The following is a 17926-nucleotide window of genomic DNA, read 5'->3' as shown; positions in this document are numbered from 1 at the left end:
CTCGTACGTTCCTATCGTTGCCCTACGGTGACGCTCGTGATACACAGAGTAGTCGTCTACGTCCTATCGAACACCGGTCCGCGCACTATTTTGACGGCTACGGGCCGGATCACACGGACGATCCGCCGAGAAAGTCGTTGAGTCGACATGCAACAGCGTCATCCTCGGCCAAGATAGACCCTGGACCCTTGCGCCCCGGCGAGGGAGCCAACTGATCGAGCGGGGTGGTGAGTTACATGTTCGTGGCAGCCGCTAAGGGCGACATCAACACCATCATCGGTGGCATCGCACCGGACTGGGGACCCTTCGGGTCCCTCGGCAATGAAGCACGCGTGATGATCGAAGTGGTCATGGCGGTGGCGATCCTGCTGTGCCTGGCCATCGCGATCTGGGGCGCGGCGAAACAGAGGATCGGCGCGACCGCGCTGCGCGACACCTTCAGCGCGGAGCAGGGCAAGGGATTGATCATCGCCGGGCTGACCGGCGTGTTCATCATCGGATCACTCGGCACGCTGTTCACCATCGTGTACGGGATGGCCGTCTAGACCCGAGACCCGCTGGAAACAGCCGCCCGTCCCACTTCGTATCCGCTTCTCCGTCGACGTCCCTGGAGCCCGTCCCAGGCTCCACCTTCCCACCTGAGGCTGCGTGCTGATGCCCACTCAACCAAGCAGCGGTGCCGTCCGTGCCACACGCCGCTCCGGCGTGCCCGCGGCGCGGGCGCCCCAGGGGGCGAAGGCACGATGAGCCTCGGCCAGGACGGACCCCCGACCAGGACCCGGATGCCGGAGGGCCACGGCGGCCACGGAGGCGGTGCCCGCCGCCCCCAGCCCCGGCGCGCCCTGGTCACCGTCGTCAGCATCATCGCCCTCCTCGTCGCGGCCCTGGCCTTCGCCAACCGCGGCTCCCACCCGTCCTCCTCCGGCTCCGCCAACAACGGCACGGCAGCCGGTTCCGGCGCCACCGCCGGCTCCAGCGGCGGTGGCGGGGGCGGTGGCAAGACCGGCACGGACGCCCCGACCGCCCCCTCCAGCCAGAAGCCGGTCACCGGCAAGAGCGGCGGCATCCCCTCCGGCTTCGCCCACAGCGGGGAGGGGGCGCAGTCGGCGGCGGCGAACTACGCCGTGGCGATGGGCGGGGTCGAGATGTTCACCGCCGACTCCCGTCAGCACATCGTGGACACCATCTACACGCCGACCGCCGCCGCCAAGCTCAAGGGCCCGCTGGACCAGGCCTACTCGGCGGACTTCCTCGCCAAGCTGGGCCTGGACGCGAGCGGCAAGGCGCCACAAGGCAAGACCTTCATCTCCCGCACCGTCCCCGTGGGCACCAAGACCGAGTCGTACACCGCGGACACCGCGCGGGTGTCGGTCTGGTACATGGCCCTGATCGGCATGGCGGGCACCGGCTCCACCGACCCGGTCCGCACCGACTGGATGACCTGGACCTTCACGCTCACGTGGTCCGGCAACGACTGGAAGATCGCATCCGATGCGCAGACGTCGGGTCCGGCCCCCGTACCTGGTGATGTGCCCGCCGCGAGTGCCCCGGACATCACCAAGGCGGTCGAGGAGTACGGAGGGTTCACCTATGCCCGCTAACCGAGGTCTGCGCGTTACCGCGCGCATGGCCGTCCTGACCGGTCTGCCAGCGGGCCTGGTCCTGTTGGCCGGCCGGGCCATGGCCGCGCCGCCGGCGCCCAGCACGACCGCTCCGACCCCCAGCAGGGACTCGTGCACCCTGCTGATCGGCCCGGCCAAGTCGTACTGCGAGAACGGCGCGCCCTCCACCTCCACCAAGGGCGGGACCGACTCCAGCACCACGCTCGACCCGCTCACGTCCCTCGGGCGGGGCTGCGCCGACGCCGCCGCGTGGACGATCGACAAGCTGTCCCAGGCGGTGACGAAGACGACGCAGGTCGACTTCACGAACACCGCGTTTCTGCGGCAGTACGCGGTGGTGTTCGCGGCGTCGACGATTCTGACGCTGGTGCTGTGGCTGCTGGCGGTGGCGAAGCGGGCGGTGCGCGGGGTGCCGTTGACGGAGGCGCTGACGGAGGCCGTCGGGTTTCTGTGGCTGACGGTGCTGGCGTCGGCGTTCACACCGCTCGTGCTGTACACGGTGGTGACGGCGACGGACGCGGTCACGGAGGTGATCTCGTCGGGGACGTCGTCGAACACGGATGTGTTCTTCGGGTCGTTCTCGGGGGCGCTAACGAAGGGCAAGGACATCGGCGGCGGCCCGATCATGCTGATCGTGGTGTCGATGGTGTCGATCCTGGCGGCCGGTGTGCTCTGGCTCGAACTGGTGATCAGGGCGGCCCTGCTGTACGTGGGGGCGCTGCTGGGCACCGCGGTGTACGCGGGTCTGGTGGACAAGAACATGTGGGGCCACGTGCGCCGCTGGGCCGGGATCATGATCGCGGTGATCCTGGTAAAGCCGGTGATCGTGATCGTGCTGGGTCTGGCCGGCGCGCTGTCGTCGTCCAAGGACGGACCTGACGCGTTCTCAGCGGTGGTGTCCGGCCTGTCGATCATCCTGCTGGCGATCTTCGCGAGCGCGATGATCTACCGATTCGTGCCCGGCTTCGGCGACGACGTGGTGAATCTGCGGAACAACCGCAAGGCCAGCGGCCAGAGCCAGGCCGCCGCGGTGATCTCGTCGCCCGCGGCGCTGGTGCGGCAGGGCATCAACACGCACAGCGCGCGCGGCGGCCCGCAGGAGCAGGCGCAGGGCGGCGGCTCGCAGCCGTCGAACCCGGTGGCGGGCGGGGTGGCCGCGCACAGCAGCCGTACCGGCAATCCGGGACCGTCCGGCGGGAGCGGCGGCTCCGGCGGTGGCTCACGTACTGGTGGCAACGGCTTCGGGGGCGGAAACTTCGGCTCGAACTTCGGCAGAGGCTCGGGCTCAGGATCGAACAACGGCAATTCGCAGGGAGGTGATCGCCGGTGACGACCCAGCCCTTCACCCAGCCGCGCCGTACGTATCTGATCGGCAAGGCCCGGCCCAACGCGATCGTGGGCAAGAACCGGGAGACCGGCGAGATCGCGCTGATCGTGGCCGGAGCGGGCCTCGGCATGCTGTGCGGCCTGCTGGTCCCGGTGCTGCTTCTGCGCATCGTCGGCCTGGTCGGCTGGCCGATGCTGGCCCTGGCCGCGGTGTACATGCCGTACCGGCGGCGCACGTTCTACCGCTGGTTCGAGATCAACCGCACCTTCCGCCGTACGCTGCGGGTCTCTCCCACCTACCGGTCGGGGATCGAGGAGGCCGGGATCGGGCTCGACGGGCGCGAGGTCGAGGTCGGGCCGCCGCCGGGGATCGGGCGGATCAGTTGGCTGGCGGCGCCATTCGGGCCCGACGAGATCGCGGTGCTGCTGCACGTCGACCGGCGTACGGTGACGGCCGCCATCGAGATCGAGGGACCCGGCGTCGGGCTGCGCGACAGCGAGGACCAGGAAGCCCTGGTCGAGCGGTTCGGCACCCTGCTGAAGCATGTGGCCAACGGCGACGGCTTCGTGACCCGGCTTCAGATGCTCGCCCGCACCCTGCCCGCCGACCCTGACGCCCACGCCAAGGACGTCGCCCAGCGCGGCGACCCGGCGGCAGAGAACTGGCTCAAGGACTCCTACGACCAGCTCCAGTCCATGGTGTCGACCTCCTCCGAGCAGCACCGCGCGTATCTGGTGGCGTGCATGCACTTCACGCGCGAACTGGCCGCCGAGGGCAACGCGATGGCACGCGCCACCTCGGGCCGCGGCGTGAAGGTCGACAAGGACGCGGGACTCGCCGCGGTGATGGCCCGTGAGCTCAACGACATCTGCGCCCGTCTCGCCGAAGCCGACATCCGCGTCAGGCAGCCGCTGGGCCAGGCCAGGCTGTCGTCACTGGTGCACTCGATGTACGACCCGGACCACCCCATCGACCACATCCAGGCGATGACCCGCCGCAACGCCTGGCCGGCCGAGCTGGACGCGACCGAGCCGACGTACTTGCAGGCCAAGACCCGTGAGTCGTCGACCCGCGCGCCCTGGAACCACTCCACCGCGTGGGTCAAGGAGTGGCCCATGACGCCGGTCGGGGTGAACTTCCTGGCGCCGCTGCTGGTGCACACCCCCGATGTGATCCGTACGGTCGCGGTCACCATGGACCTCGAACCCACCGATGTGGCCATCGAGCGGATGCTGACCGAGAAGACCAACGACGACGCCGACGCCAGCCGCGCCGCGAAGATGAACCGGGTCGTGGACCCGCGCGACGTCGCCCACCACGGGCGGATCGACCAGCGCGGCGAGGACCTGGCGAGCGGCGCCGCCGGCGTCAACCTCGTCGGCTACATCACGGTGTCCTCGCGCTCCCCGGAAGCGCTGGCGCGCGACAAGCGCACCATTCGCGCTTCCGCCGGTAAGTCGTATTTGAAGCTTGAGTGGTGCGATCGTGAGCACCACCGGGCATTCGTTAATACGTTGCCGTTCGCGACCGGCATCCGCCGCTAGTCCGCCCGTACGAGGAGGCCACCGCCATGCCCATGCTGGACCCTCTTGCGGCGCTCACGGACGCCTTCACGAGCTTCCTGTTCGGCCGGGTCGAGTCGACGCGGCTGCCGGTGCGCACCTCCACCGGCCAGGCCCAGGCGGTGTACCTGCCCACCGCCGCCCCCGGCCTCGGCGACTCCGGCGTCATCATCGGCCGCGAGGTGTACTCGGGCAAGGGCTACATCTACGACCCCTTCCAGCTCTACGGTCAGCAACTGCCCGCCCCGCACTGGCTGGTCCTCGGCGAGTCCGGCAACGGCAAGTCGGCGCTGGAGAAGACCTACGTGCTGCGCCAGCTCCGCTTCCGCGACCGGCAGGTCGTGGTGCTCGACGCGCAGGGCGAGGACGGCGTCGGCGAGTGGAACCTCATCGCGAAGTCGCTGGGATTAACTCCCATCCGGCTGGACCCTATGGCCGCGCTGGACGGCGGCATCAAGCTCAATCCCCTGGACCCGGCGATCACCCTCACCGGTCAGCTCGCGCTGCTCCGGACGATCATCGAGGTCGCGATGGGCCGTGGTCTCGACGAGCGGTCCGGCTTCGCGCTGAAGGTCGCGCACGCGTATGTGATCGAGACGATCACCGACCGGCAGCCGATCCTCACCGACATCGTGGAACGGCTGCGGCACCCGCTGGAGGAGTCGGCGGAGGCCATGAACGTCGACCTGGACGACGTCCGCGCCTGGGGCCTGGACGTGGCCCTGGTGCTCGACCGGCTGGTCGACGGTGACCTGCGGGGCATGTTCGACGGGCCCACGACCGTCGGCATCGACCTGGACGCGCCGCTGATCGTCTTCGACCTCTCCCACATCGACCGCAACTCGATCGCGATGCCGATCCTGATGGCGATCGTCGGTGTGTGGCTGGAGCACACCTGGATCAGGCCCGACCGGAAGAAACGCATCTTCCTGGTCGAGGAGGCCTGGCACATCATCAACTCGCCCTTCGTGGCCCAGCTCTTCCAGCGGCTGCTGAAGTTCGGCCGCCGGTTGGGCCTGTCCTTCGTCGCCGTCGTCCACCACCTCTCGGACGTCGTCGACGGGGCCGCGGCGAAGGAAGCCGCCGCCATCTTGAAGATGGCCTCCACCCGCACCATCTACGCCCAGAAGGCCGACGAGGCGCGCGCCACCGGGCGGGTGCTCGGCCTGCCGCGCTGGGCGGTGGAGATCATCCCGACGCTCACCCCCGGCATCGCCGTCTGGGACGTCAACGGCAATGTGCAGGTCGTCAAGCACCTGATCACCGAGGCGGAACGGCCCCTGGTCTTCACCGACCGCGCGATGACCGAGACCTCCCTGGAGCACGAAGCGGAGGTCGAGGCCGAAGCGGCGTCGGAGGCGGAGGCCGAGGCCCGTGCCGAGGCACACGCCGCCGCCGAGGTGGCGCTGGCCAAGCAGTTGGCCGACGACGCGGTGGCATGAGAGGTGGGGTGACATGGCCGGGAGGAAACGCGAGTCCTCTGGGGGCCTGCCGGACGGCCTGATCGTCGGCGTCCTCGGCTTCCTGCTGGGCGTGACGCTGCTGGTGTGGACGGCCACCGGCATCGCGGGGGTCCTCTCGCACGGCGGCTGGCCCGCCGAGGTGCACTTCACCCGCACCCCCCAGGCCATGCGGCACCTGATCGCGGAACCGCACGACGTCGCCGCGGCCTGGCCCGACTCGCCTCCCGGCCAACTGCCCGGCTCCGGGCTGTTCTGGGGCATCTTCATCAGCCAGTTCATGGTGCTGTTCGTCCTGACCGTCTTCGTGCTGAACGCGGTGGCCCGTACCCGCGCCCGCCTCAGGGCACCCCGCCAGGCCCCGCCCGCCCCGGCCCCTGAGGCGTCGCCCGCGCCGGTGGAGCGCGCCCCGCTGCCCTCGCCGCGCCGCCGCCGCGGCCAGCCGGTCGGGTCCAACGCCGCGGGCGACGACGGCCTGGACGCCTGGTTCCGCTCCGTGCCGGGCGCGGCGGGCCCGCGCGAGGACGCGCCCACCACGGCCTTCGAGCCGATCCCCGCCACGGCCACCGAAGCGACCGGGCCCACCGCCGCCGGAGCCACCGGCACCATGGCCGCGGCCCCGATCCCGCACCCCGTCGCCGACCCACTGCCCGGCGGTGAAGTCACCCGCACCTGTGCCCTGTTCGCCAGCCCGCGCGGCGACAAGTCCAAGCGCATCGTGCAGCCCGCCGTCCTGGCCGCCGCGGGACCCGCCGTGGTCACCACCGCGGACCCGGACACCTATCAGCAGACCGTCGGCAACCGCAGCAAGCTCGGTCCCGTCCACGTCTACGATCCGGCGCACCTCCTCGATGTGCCCGGGCGGCTGCGGTGGGCGCCGCACGGCGGCTGCGAGCGACCGGAGACCGCTGGGATACGCGCGGGCGCACTGCTGGCGCCACTGCGGCCCGCACGCGCCGACGAGGCCATCGTCCACGACACCGCCGTGACACTGCTGCGCTGCTGGCTGCACGCGGCGGCCTTGGACGGCGGGCCATTCCGCCAGGTGCAGCGCTGGGCGGCGAGCGGTTCAGCGGCCGGTGAGGCGGTGCGGATCCTGCGTACCGACACCGAGGCCGCCTCCGGCTGGAGCGGCGAACTGGAGTCGGTGCTGCACGCCCACCCCGAACGCCGGGACGCGGCGCAGGCGTTGATCCGCCAGACCCTCGAACCGCTGAACGCGGTACACATCCGCGACGCCTGCAATCCACCGCGCTCAGGTGGCCTCGACATGGAGTCATTCGTCGCGGAAAGGGGCACACTTTACGTAGTGGGTGAGCGCATCGAGGATCCGCGGACCCACTTGGGTGCGATGCCCCTGCTCACCGCACTCGTCTCCAGCGTGGTCGAGCACGGCCGGCGCATGGCCGCAACGTCATCCGCCGGTCGGCTCGACCCACCACTGACCTTCATCCTGGACGACGTCGCCGCGCTGGCCCCGCTCCCGGGCCTGTCGGACCTGCTGAGCACCGGTCACCACTCCGGTCTGCCCACCCTCGCCGTCCTGCGCTCCCCCGAACAGGCGCTCGCGCGCTGGCACGCGCCGCTGTGGCAGCACGCCGACATGCGCCTGGCCCTGGGCGATGAGACGGCCGACACGCTCCCGCCGTCGATCCCGGACGCGGTCCGCATCCGCTGATTCCGCGCGCGGGCGCCCGGCCGCACGCCCGCGCCCACGCGCCCGCCCGCGTGTGCGCACACGCGGGCGAGAACGCACGGGAGAGATGCCCCCGGCGGGAACGCGGGCGCGGCGCCCGCCCGCCCGGCCGGTTCGCGCCCCTGCTTCCTCTGCTCCCTGTTGAGTTGTCAATGTCCGCTTGTCACTGATCATCAGTATCCGCTCCACACCGTCCTCGTGGGGCAACTGATTTCCAGCCTGTGGATAACTCATTCGCCGAAAGTCGCCCTGTGGAAAACTCCGCGAGCGAATCCGCCGACCCTGTTACCGTTCGAGAGTCGACCGCGGGACTCCGTCGCGACTTCCGGAACCTGCCTCTGAAGCAATGATTCGCAGCTCGCGTCCTCATTCCCCGGTCGACGCCGAACACCTCGAACACACCAGCACTCGACGCCCCAACACATCTACGCGAGAACAGGAGTCACCTCATGCAGCCAGAAGGACTGATCGCCGCCGAGGACGTCCTCCTGTTCGCCAATGCCGCGACCACCTCCACCGCCCAACGCGAATTCCACTCCGACGCCGACACCCAGCACCTCTCGCTCGACTTCCTGCACGCGTACATGCTGGGCAACTACCGCGATCTGTACGCCGCCGCGCTCGCCCTCGACATCAACGACCACAACGCAGCGCTGATCATCCGCCGACTGCTGGAGAGCGCCACCGAAGCGACCCCCGAACAGCGCCGCACCGAAGGCCGGCTGATCGCCCGACGGCTGACCGCACTGCCCCCGCAGCGGGTCTACACCCTCTTCGCCGCGCTGCGCCGGGCCAAGGTCAACAACCGCCGCACCCGCGCGATCATGCGGGACTGGCTGGCCACCCGCCCCGACCCGGCGTTCGACGCCGTCAAGTACCGGACCGGGGTGAAGACGGCGCTGCGGCACGCCCACCTGCCCGCACGAGAAGCCGAGTTGGGCGACTTCCTGTTCGCCCCGCGCCGCCGCACGCGCTACGGGACGCCGCTGCTGGAGACCTGGCGACGCGCGCACTACGAGCAGGCGGCGGTCTACGAGCTGCCGTTCACCGTCGCGGAGGGCTTCGCGGCCCGGCACGGCATCGCACGCGCGGCATTCCTGGAGCGGATCGCGCCCCGGATGACCCGGCTCGAACGGCTCCGTTTCCAGGACTCGGCGCGCCGCCACGGCGCGACCGCCGTCCGGACCGACCTGACGCGGATGCCGCTGACCCGGCTTGCCTCGTACGTCCTCGGGCTGTCCCTGGACGAACGAGTCGGGCGGCGGACGGAGTTGACAGCGGCGCTGCGGGCCGCCGCGCGCCGGGCCGCGCGCGGCGAGCGCGGCTGGGGCCGGGTCGCGGCAGTCCTGGACGACAGCTTCTCCTCCTACGGCTCCGGCCAGAAGCGGCGCCGCCCGCTCGCGGTGGCGCTCGCAGCCCACCACCTGTTGGAGGCACTCGCCGACTCGTACACAGCCCTGTGGACATCGGGACGGAGCGATCCGCTGCTGGCGTTCCCGCACGGGGCGACCCCGCTCGGCGAGCGGATTCTGGACGCACTGGAGACCGGCCCGGACCGGCTGCTGATCATCTCCGACGGCTGGGACAACGCACCGCCGGGGCTGGCCGCCGAGGTGCTGCGCGTATGGCGGACGCGGCTCGACCCGGACGGGCGGGTCACCGTCGTACACCTCAACCCCGTGTACGACGCGGACGACTTCGACGTGCGCCGCCTGGCCCCGACCGTACCCACCGCGGGCATCCGCGACGCCGAGGACCTGCCGTCGCTGGTCGGCCTGGCGCGGTTCGCCAGCGGCCGCACCGGCCTGCCCGAGCTGCGCGCCCACCTGGACAGCCGTATCACCGCGTTCCTGACCGCACCCGAGGAGGCCCGATGACCGCCACCGGCACCCTCCGCCTCGACCTGGCCGGACTCACCACGCGCCCCTCGCAGGTCTGGGGCGGCATCCGCCTCGTCCCGCTGGTCCGCGCCGAACCGCTGCCGGGCCTGCGGCTGCACGCCGAGCTGTACGGGGACGGCATCGGTGTGGTGACGGTTGGGCCGCGCACCACCTACACCTCGTACATCCCGCACGGCTTCGTCGCCGACTGGGGCGCGGACAGCGGTCATGCGGGCGCCGCGGCGGCGTACGGGACACAGTTGCGCGGCGACCGGGACGCCGAGCCCGTGACCGCGATGCCGCTGCGCATCCACCGCCGGATGGCACGCCGAGAGGCCAAGCACCGACTGCGGTTCCTGCCGCTGCACCTCGCGCTCGACGGTTATCTGGCGCTGCACTTCGGCGGCCCGACCATCGCGTGGGAGGAGTGGTCGCAGCGGGCGCTGAGGCAGGGCCTGTCGCCTCGGGTGGAGGAGGCGTACATCGGCGTGACCGTGCGCGGGCTCGGTGACGCGCTGAAGGTGTTCGAGATACACCCGGGCCAGTGCGGGGTGCTGCTCTACGCGGCCGACGCCCTCGCCGCGGCCTTCGTCGTACCGCACCCGGAGGACTACCGGGCGCTGCACGCCACGCTCGTCCAGGACCTGTACGGGGAACTCATCTACCAATACGCCCTGTTGAGCGCGGCCGTGCCGGACTTCGTACCGAGGATCGACGAGACGCAGGTGCGGACGACGGCGAATCTGCGAGCGGCGGTGGCCGCGGAACAGCGGGCGTGGGCGGAATTCCACGACGGGACGATGGCGGCGGGGCTGCTGAATACCGAGTACGCGACGCGGAAGGTGTACCGGGCGGGCGGGTTCACGCTGTCGCGATTCATACCGGCCTTTCGGCCCCGCGAGGAGAACCACATAGGTGAGGTCATCACCGCGGCGGACGGTCGGCTCGCGTATCTGAAGACCTTTCGTCTGTCCGAGACGCAGATTCGGCGCGGACACCTGTTGGAACGGCTGGCAGCGCACGACTGGCACCTGGGACGGACGGCGGAGGAATTCGGGCTGGACGAGAGGGAATTCGCTTCGCGCCTGCGGGTGGCGGGATTCGGTTCACTGCTCCGGCAAGGGTGAGGACGCCTCCACAGAGGGCCGCACCCGAGAAGAACTCGGGGACCGCCGACCGCGGGAGCGAACGCGAAGGACCGCGCTCCTAAAGCGCTGACTCCTCCGCCGTGAGCCGTCGCACGGACTCCCGCAGGACGATGTGTGTGCCCAGGAGATGGCGGGTCTGGGCGGTGCCGCGGGCGGAGCCGGGGAGGCCGGCGTCCTCTTCGGCGAGGGCCAGGCGGACGGCGGCGCGGCCGAGCTCGTAGGAAGGAATGTTGACGGTGGTCAGGGGAGGGTTGAGGTCTTGGGAGACATCGTCGTTGTTGTAGCCGACCACCGAGATGTCCTCGGGGGTGCGGAGCCCGCGCTCGCGCATGGCGGCCATAGCGCCCGCTGCGACCAGATCGTCACCGGCGAAGACCGCGGTGAAGTCGGGGTTGCCGTCGCACCGCGCGAGCAGGTCCCGCATGGAGTTGTAGCCGTTGGTGCGACCGAGGCCGATACCCGCGATCCGCTGGTGCTCCGGCCCGAGCCCGTGGTCGGCCAGCGCACGCTGGTAACCGCGCACGCGCGGCTCGGCCGTGCTGTGCCCCGGCATCGTGCCCAGGTAGAGGATCCGCCGGTGCCCGGCGGACAGCAGGTGGCTGACGGCGGCGTACGCACCGGCCTCGTTGTCGTACTCCACCGCGATGACCGGGGTGTCGGGGCTCGGCGCGGGGCGCCCGCACAGCACGAGCCGGGAGCCCGCGGCGGCGAGCCCGTGCGCGTACTCGGTCAGCCGCACGCGGTACGCCTCGTCCTCGACCGCGCCGCCGACCAGGATCACGATCTCGGCGCGCTGCTCACGCATCATCTGCACCAGCGCCAGCTCGCGCGCCTCGTCACCGCCGTGGCTGCACACCATGCACAGCCGGCCGCGCGCGGCGGCCTCCTGCTCGACGCCCTGGGCGACGGCGGCGAAGAAGTAGCTGTCGACCGACATCATGATCACCGCGACCGTCTTGGGCCCCGTCCCGGCCAGCGCCCGCGCCCGGCCGTCGATCACGTAGTCGAGGTCCTTGACCGCCCGCAGCACCTTGGCGCGCGCGGCGGCCGACGTCGGGTAGTTCCCGGCCAGCGCCCGCGAGACGGTGGCGACCGAGACACCCGCCCGGACGGCGACATCGCGGATGGTGACGCGTCGGCTCCCGCCGCCCGCACCCGCCGCGGTCCCCGCACCCATGGGGCTTCCCGCGCCCGGCCCGTTACCCGGCCCCGGCTCTGGTGCAGTCTCCGCCATCCCCGCCATCCGATTCCTCAGCGGCCCGCGGCTCCGGATCCGCGACGGCCAACACGCGACGCAAGGACCGACCCACGGCCCGGCGCCAGGCTCAGCGCAGGGCCGGGTCCCACGCCCGACACATCGTTCGACGCGGCGCCCGGCGCCCCCCGCGCTGCCGCCCAGCGTAGTAGTGCGGGGCCGGGCGGCAGGCACAGGGCGTCAGTGGTTGGCCGCGTAATCCGCCGCGTACTCGTCGGCGATCTTGTTCAGGCCGTCGCCGCGCATCTTCTTCACCGCCTCGTCCCACGCGCTCAGCGGCTTGCGCCCGGCCACGATCGCGCCGATCGTGTCGAGCCGGTACTGCCCGATGGTGGCTCCCGACCGGGTGAAAGTCTCCGACTGGAGGCCGAACCGCGGATTGCGTACGAGCATCGGCGCGATCTTCACCTGCCAGGCGTGGCTGCGCTTGACGTCGTCCGGCCGCCCCGGCAGGTAGAGCACCTGCGGCGCGTCGGACAGGTACTTGATCGGAAGATTGACGGTGCTCTCCACCAGACCGAGGTCCGTCGGTATCGGCGAGCCCTCCGCGTCACGCGTGAAGTGCGTACCCTCGATGCCGAAGTGCGTCAGCTCGTACTCCTTGGTGCCGAACGGCGCCGCCAAGTAGTCGAGCACCCGCAGGATCAGCTTGATCCGCTCGGGCGCGGCCTTCTTCAGCACCGTGTAGCCGAAGATCCCACGCGCCCGCTCCATGCCGGGCTTGCCGCCGCCCGACGGCGTGTACGGCACCGCGCCGTCCAGGACGAAGGCGTCCTTGATGCTCGGGATGCTCGTGGTCAGCGCCCCGAAGCCGTCACCCATCGACGCGACCGTGCCGTTGTAGAAGAGCGTCTTGCAGTCGACGGTGGAGGTGCTGAGCGCGTTCGGCAGGTACGTTCCCGCCTGCCGCAGCTTCAGCATGAACTCCAGGCCCGCCTTGTACTCGTCCGTGCCGTACGCGTCGACGAAGTGCCCGCCGTCGAGCTTCCACTCCTGCGGCGCGCCGAACGCCATCGTGTGCACCGCGAAGCCGAAGCCGGTCTGCTGCGCCGCGCCCAGCGCGTACTTCTTGCCGTGCGTCGCCTCCTTGGCGACGGCCATGAAGTCGTCCGACGTCCAGCCGTCCTTCATGCCGGCCGCGCTGAAGATGTCGTTGTTGATCCACAGCGTGGTGCCGGGCGCGGACCGCTGCACCGGAATGCCGAGGATCCGCCCGCTGATCCGGCCCATGTCCTCCCACGCGTAGGTGGGGATGTTCGCCAGATTCGGGTAGTCCTTGACCGCGTCGCCCGCCAGGTACTCGCTCAGGTCCGCGCACTTGGCCTGCACGAATTGCGCCTCGCGGGGCAGTACGTGACCGCCGCCGAGGTTGATGACGTCCGGCAGGTCGTTGCCCGCCATCAAGGTGGCCATCTTGTTGTCGTAGTCGGAGTCCGGCACGACCGTGAACTCGATGTTCACCCCCAGCGCCTTGTTGACCGCCGCCCAGAACTTGTTCTCCGACGCGGGCTTCGGCGGCGTCCCGTACGAGATCGTCATCACCTTGATCGTCTCGCCGTTGCCCGGCTTGTCGGCGACCGCGCTGACCAGGTTCTTGGGATACGTCAGATAACCCGGCTGCACCCCGTCCGCCGTCCCCGGCAGATCGGGCGCGGGCCCGCTGACCGGCTTGTACGTCGGCCAGGGTGCGAGCTTCTTGCCCGCGTTGCTCACATCGTGGCCGCCGGACGAGGAGGACGAGCAGGCGGCGAGAACAGATGGGGCGGCCAGAGCGGCGCCACTTGCGGCGATCGAGCGCAGCAGCGTACGCCGCGAGAACGACGAGGTGCTCACGGTCAGTCCTTTCAGGGGTACGGGTGCGATGCGGGTGCGGTGATACGGGTACGGCGGCACGGTCCGCGGCCACGCGGCCGCTCGGCCGCTCGGCCCGCGTACGGCTCAGCTCTTGATGGCGCCGGTCAGCACGCCCTTGGTGAAGTACTTCTGGAGGAAGGGGTAGACGACGAGGATCGGCACGGTCGCCACCACCAGCACAGCCATCTGGATCGTCTGGGGCGACGAGACCATCCCCGCCTCGCTGGCCCCGGAGTCCGCGAGCTGCGCGCCCCCGATGACATACGTGCGCAGCACCTGTTGGAGCGGCCAGTGGTCGGAGTTGAGGTAGATCGACGCGTAGAACCAGGCGTTCCAGTACGAGACCGCGTAGAAGAGCCCGACGACCGCGAGGGCCGCCTTGGACAGCGGGAGGACGATCCTGCGCAGGATCAGCCACTCGCCCGCGCCGTCCAGCCGGGCCGCCTCGTACAGCTCCTCGGGGATCGACTGGAAGAAGCCCCGCAGTACGACGAGGTTGAACACATTGATCAGGACGGGCGCGATCAACGACTCGTAGCTGTCGAGCATGTTCAGGCCCTTGACCAGCAGGAAGCCGGGGATCATGCCGGGCGGGAAGAGGAAGGTGAACAGGATCAGCAGCAGGATCGGCTTGCCGCCGAAGACCTGGGGACGGCTGAGCGCGTACGCCAGGCCGATCGTGCAGGCGAGGCTGAGGGCCGTGCCGATGATCGTCACACCGGCGCTCACCCACAGCGCGTGGGTGACGATGCTGCCGTCGAAGATCTCCCGGTAGGCGCGCAGAGTGGGGTGTTCCGGCCACAGCACCCAGCCGCCGTTGGCGACCACGTCCTTGTTGGACGCGAAGCTGGTCGACACGATGATCAGGAACGGGACGGTGACCAGCAGGACGACGGCGACCAGGGCCAGCGCCTTGGCCGCCTGGGTGACGGGCTTCGGCTTCTCCATCCACGAAGGACGGACGGGACGGACCGGGCGACTCGAACGACGCGGGCGGACCGAACGGAACGGGCCGGTACGAGGCGTGCGACCGGCGGACTGAACGGCGCTCATCGGTAGACCCCCTGCTCGCCCAGCCGGTGCGCGACCTTGTTGGCGGTGAAGACGAGTACGGCGCCCACGACGCCCTTGAAGAGACCGGCCGCGGCGGCATAGCCGAAGTCGCCGCCGATGATGCCCTTGTAGTAGACGAAGGTGTCGATGATCTCGGCCGCCTCAGGCCCGACCGCGGGCCGTTGGAGCAGCATCTGCTCGAAGCCGACCGACAGGATGTCGCCGAGCCTCATGATCAGCAGAAGAACGATGATCGGCCGCAGCGACGGCAGGGTGACGTGCCAGAACCGCCGCCACGGACCCGCGCCGTCGATCGCCGCGGCCTCGTACTGCTGCTCGTCGACCTGCGACAGCGCGGCGAGGAAGATGATCGTGCCCCAGCCGCAGTCCTTCCAGATCACCTGGGCCACGACCAGCGGCTTGAACGCGTCGGGGTTGCCGATGATGTTCACGGTGTGCAGGTGGGCGTCGCCGAGCACGCTGTTGAGCAGCCCGGTCTCGCCGAGCACCTGCTGGAAGAGGGCCACCACGATGACCCACGACAGGAAGTGCGGCAGATACGCCACGCTCTGCACGAACCGCCGCACGCTGTCGCGGGTCAGGCTGTGCAGCAGCATCGCCAGCGCGATCGGCACGGGGAAGAAGAAGACGAGCTGGAGCAGCGCTATCCACAGGGTGTTGACGACCGCGGCCCAGAAGTCCGGGTCGCCGAACATCCGCTGGAAGTTCGCGAAGCCCACCCACTGGCTGGCCCAGAGCCCGTCGAAGGGCACGTAGTCCTTGAACGCGATGACGTTCCCGACCATCGCGCCGTAGTGGAAGAGCAGGAAGTACGCCACGCCGGGCGCCATCAGCAGGACGAGGGCGGCATCCCGGCGCAGCCGCTTGCGGCGCGAGCCGGGCTCGGGCTTCACACGGTTCGCCCCGCCCCTACGGGCCAGGCGTTTCGCGCGTCTCACGCGTCGTTCGGACGCGCCCACCGCATCGGCGCGGCTGGTGGCGTCCTGTTCGGCAATCGCCATCGCGTCCTCCTCGACGCTTAAGGTGGGACGGAACCTAAACCGGTTACTACGACAGGTCAACCCCTCGCGCAGCCCAAGACGTTGACCTCTGATGGCGTCGGCCCTAATCTCAGAGCCAGAGAAAGAAACCGATTACACCGATGTGCGCGGACAGCGGCCCGCACGCACGGTGCCGCACACGCATGACGACGAACATGAACACAAGCAGGACCACGAACACGAGCACGTCACCGTGCACAGACCCACGCAGACCTGCGGACACGTGAGGGGCAGACATGGCGGAGCGTCCGAATCTGGTGCTGGCGATGCGTCCGGACATCCTCGACCTGGTACTTCCGGCCCCCCTGCGCACCCGGCTCGACGCCCTCGCGGCCGTCCACCCCGCCCTCGTCACCGACACCACGACGCCCGCCGCGCGGGCGGCGCTCGCCGACGCCGACGTGCTGCTCACCGGCTGGGGCGCGCCCGCAGTCGACTCCGCCGTCCTGGCATTCGCGCCCCGGCTCGGCGCCGTCATCCACGCCGCCGGCACCGTCAAAGGCCACGTCGGGCCCGAGGTCTGGCAGCGCGGCATCGCCGTCTCGTCGGCGGCCGACGCCAACGCCGGTCCCGTCGTGGACTTCACCATGGCCACGGTCGTCCTCGCCGCCCGCCGCGCGCTCGGCACCGCCGCCGAGTACACCGACGGCCAACTCCTCGGCTACCGCGACCGGCGCGGCGCGGACGGCGCCGTCGTCGGCGTCATCGGCGCCTCCCGCATCGGCCGCGGCGTGATCGCCCGGCTCCTCGCCGCCCCCTCCGACTTCCGCGTCCTGCTCGCCGACCCGTACGTCTCCGCCGCCCAGGCCACCGCTCTCGGCGTCGAACTCGTGGACCTCGACGAACTGTGCGCGTCCTCCGACATCGTGACCGTGCACGCACCCGATTTGCCCGAGACCCACCACCTGCTCGACGCCCGCCGCCTGGCCCTGATGCGCGACGGCGCCTCCGTCATCAACACCGCGCGCGGCCGACTGGTCGACACCGCGGCCCTCACCCGCGAATGCGCCGCAGGCCGCCTCGACGCCTACCTCGACGTCACCGACCCCGAACCACTCCCCCGCGGCCACCGGCTGCACAGCCTCCGCAACGTCCTGCTCACCCCGCACATCGCGGGCTGCCAGGGCACGGAGGTCCAACGGCTCGGTGCCTACGCCGTCGACGAGGTCGAGCGCTGGACACGCGGCGAGGCCCTCCTGGGGGCCGTGCTGGCGGACGACTTGGCGCGCATCGCGTAAGGCGGCGCGCAACGCGTACGGCGGCGTGCAGCGGTACGGCGGTACGGTGCCGGATTCGTCGTCGTCCGGCGGCGCGGCCTAGCGGTCCCTGAAGAGCACCATCTCGTACTCCGTCTCGGACGGGTTCAGCGGATACTTCATCGTCTCGCCGGTGCGGATGAAGCCGAAGCGCTGGTAGAAGGACTCGGCACGGCCGTTGTCCTGGTGGACCCACAGGTACACGCGGTCGGTACGGTCCCAGGCCCAGGCGATGGCGGCGGCGAACAGGCGCTCGGCCAGACCGGTTCCGCGGGTCTCGGGGACCAGATAGACCGCGTTGACGGAGAAGTAGTCGGGGCGCTCAACGACGACGGTGAGCATGCCGACCCAGGCGCCGCCCTGGTGTCCGTCGGTCTCGTCGGGTTTGCGGACCGCGTCACGGTCGATGGCGACGAACTGCTGGGATCCGGCACCGGACGCCCGTCGCTGCCAGACCGTGTCGCTCAGCGCGGCCTCCTCTTCGAAGGTCCGCGCGAAGGCCATGCTGCTGACCGGGTCCTGGAGCGCTGCCAACCGCAGTGCCCGGATCCGCTGCCACTCCGCCGGTGCCACCGGCCGTATCTCGTACCGCATCATCCGACGGTACAACGCAAAAAAGCTCGGGTCCTCCGAATTAAATTCGGAGGACCCGAGCTGAAAGATTGTTCGGCGGTGTCCTACTCTCCCACAGGGTCCCCCCTGCAGTACCATCGGCGCTGAAAGGCTTAGCTTCCGGGTTCGGAATGTAACCG

The 17926-nt window shown here is 70.3% G+C and carries 14 protein-coding genes and 1 rRNA gene; 9 read left to right on the top strand and 6 right to left on the bottom strand.

The genetic code is table 11. The annotated features are described in order from the left end of the window. Positions 1-236 precede the first annotated feature (236 nt). The 8 genes from ABZX65_RS20840 (at position 237) to ABZX65_RS20805 (ending at position 10674) form a co-directional block, all read left to right on the top strand. Positions 237-545: a hypothetical protein gene (locus tag ABZX65_RS20840; protein ID WP_093717809.1), complete on the top strand. Its 309-nt coding sequence runs from the start codon at positions 237-239 to the stop codon at positions 543-545. 198 nt (positions 546-743) lie between these two features. After that, the gene (locus ABZX65_RS20835) at positions 744-1601 is read left to right on the top strand and encodes a hypothetical protein (RefSeq protein WP_355341823.1); all 858 of its coding nucleotides are present in this window, start codon (positions 744-746) and stop codon (positions 1599-1601) included. After that, positions 1591-2952 (top strand): hypothetical protein, encoded by a 1362-nt coding sequence (locus tag ABZX65_RS20830; RefSeq protein ID WP_355341820.1) that lies wholly within the window; start codon positions 1591-1593, stop codon positions 2950-2952. The genes ABZX65_RS20835 and ABZX65_RS20830 overlap by 11 nt, the downstream gene beginning before the upstream one ends. Further along, positions 2949-4493, top strand: a complete 1545-nt coding sequence (locus tag ABZX65_RS20825) for an SCO6880 family protein (RefSeq protein ID WP_188285554.1) — start codon at positions 2949-2951, stop codon at positions 4491-4493. The genes ABZX65_RS20830 and ABZX65_RS20825 overlap by 4 nt, the downstream gene beginning before the upstream one ends. Before the next feature lie 32 nt (positions 4494-4525). Further along, positions 4526-5953 (top strand): ATP-binding protein, encoded by a 1428-nt coding sequence (locus ABZX65_RS20820; RefSeq protein WP_188285564.1) that lies wholly within the window; start codon positions 4526-4528, stop codon positions 5951-5953. A 13-nt stretch (positions 5954-5966) separates the two neighbouring features. Then, on the top strand, positions 5967-7649 hold the full coding sequence (locus ABZX65_RS20815) for a type IV secretory system conjugative DNA transfer family protein (protein WP_355341816.1): 1683 nt from the start codon (positions 5967-5969) through the stop codon (positions 7647-7649). A gap of 467 nt (positions 7650-8116) precedes the next feature. Beyond that, positions 8117-9544 carry a hypothetical protein gene (locus ABZX65_RS20810; protein ID WP_355341813.1) on the top strand — a complete coding sequence of 476 codons (1428 nt, stop codon included), beginning with the start codon at positions 8117-8119 and terminating at the stop codon, positions 9542-9544. Continuing rightward, complete coding sequence (locus ABZX65_RS20805; protein WP_355341810.1) at positions 9541-10674, top strand: hypothetical protein; 1134 nt, start codon at positions 9541-9543, stop codon at positions 10672-10674. Before ABZX65_RS20810 ends, ABZX65_RS20805 begins: the two co-directional genes overlap by 4 nt. A gap of 79 nt (positions 10675-10753) precedes the next feature. Here the strand turns inward: ABZX65_RS20805 and ABZX65_RS20800 are convergent, their stop codons facing one another. The 4 genes from ABZX65_RS20800 to ABZX65_RS20785 all read right to left on the bottom strand — a co-directional run bounded on the left by ABZX65_RS20800 (position 10754) and on the right by ABZX65_RS20785 (position 15708). Next, entirely contained in the window at positions 10754-11872 is a 1119-nt protein-coding gene (locus tag ABZX65_RS20800; protein WP_355341807.1) for a LacI family DNA-binding transcriptional regulator, read from the bottom strand. A 258-nt stretch (positions 11873-12130) separates the two neighbouring features. Continuing rightward, a complete protein-coding gene (locus tag ABZX65_RS20795; protein WP_355341804.1) occupies positions 12131-13783 on the bottom strand; it encodes an extracellular solute-binding protein in 1653 nt (550 codons plus the stop codon). Between the two features lie 105 nt (positions 13784-13888). Further along, positions 13889-14752: a carbohydrate ABC transporter permease gene (locus tag ABZX65_RS20790; RefSeq protein ID WP_355341801.1), complete on the bottom strand. Its 864-nt coding sequence runs from the start codon at positions 14750-14752 to the stop codon at positions 13889-13891. Between the two features lie 101 nt (positions 14753-14853). Further along, the gene (locus tag ABZX65_RS20785; protein WP_188285565.1) at positions 14854-15708 is read right to left on the bottom strand and encodes an ABC transporter permease subunit; all 855 of its coding nucleotides are present in this window, start codon (positions 15706-15708) and stop codon (positions 14854-14856) included. Positions 15709-16154: 446 nt separating this feature from the next. On the opposite strand from ABZX65_RS20785, the gene ABZX65_RS20780 reads away from it, so the two are divergent. Continuing rightward, positions 16155-17156 (top strand): hydroxyacid dehydrogenase, encoded by a 1002-nt coding sequence (locus ABZX65_RS20780; protein ID WP_355341798.1) that lies wholly within the window; start codon positions 16155-16157, stop codon positions 17154-17156. Positions 17157-17234: 78 nt separating this feature from the next. On the opposite strand, the gene ABZX65_RS20775 is transcribed toward ABZX65_RS20780, so the two are convergent. Next, the gene (locus ABZX65_RS20775; RefSeq protein ID WP_355341795.1) at positions 17235-17768 is read right to left on the bottom strand and encodes a GNAT family N-acetyltransferase; all 534 of its coding nucleotides are present in this window, start codon (positions 17766-17768) and stop codon (positions 17235-17237) included. 70 nt (positions 17769-17838) lie between these two features. Then, positions 17839-17926: ribosomal RNA gene (gene rrf / locus ABZX65_RS20770) — 5S ribosomal RNA — on the bottom strand; the annotation flags it as partial.

The sequence above is a fragment of the Streptomyces sp. NPDC003300 genome, assembly GCF_040610915.1.
Classification (GTDB): domain Bacteria; phylum Actinomycetota; class Actinomycetes; order Streptomycetales; family Streptomycetaceae; genus Actinacidiphila.
The sequence above is the reverse complement of the archived record's forward strand: the minus strand, read 5'-3'. Positions and strand labels throughout refer to the sequence as shown.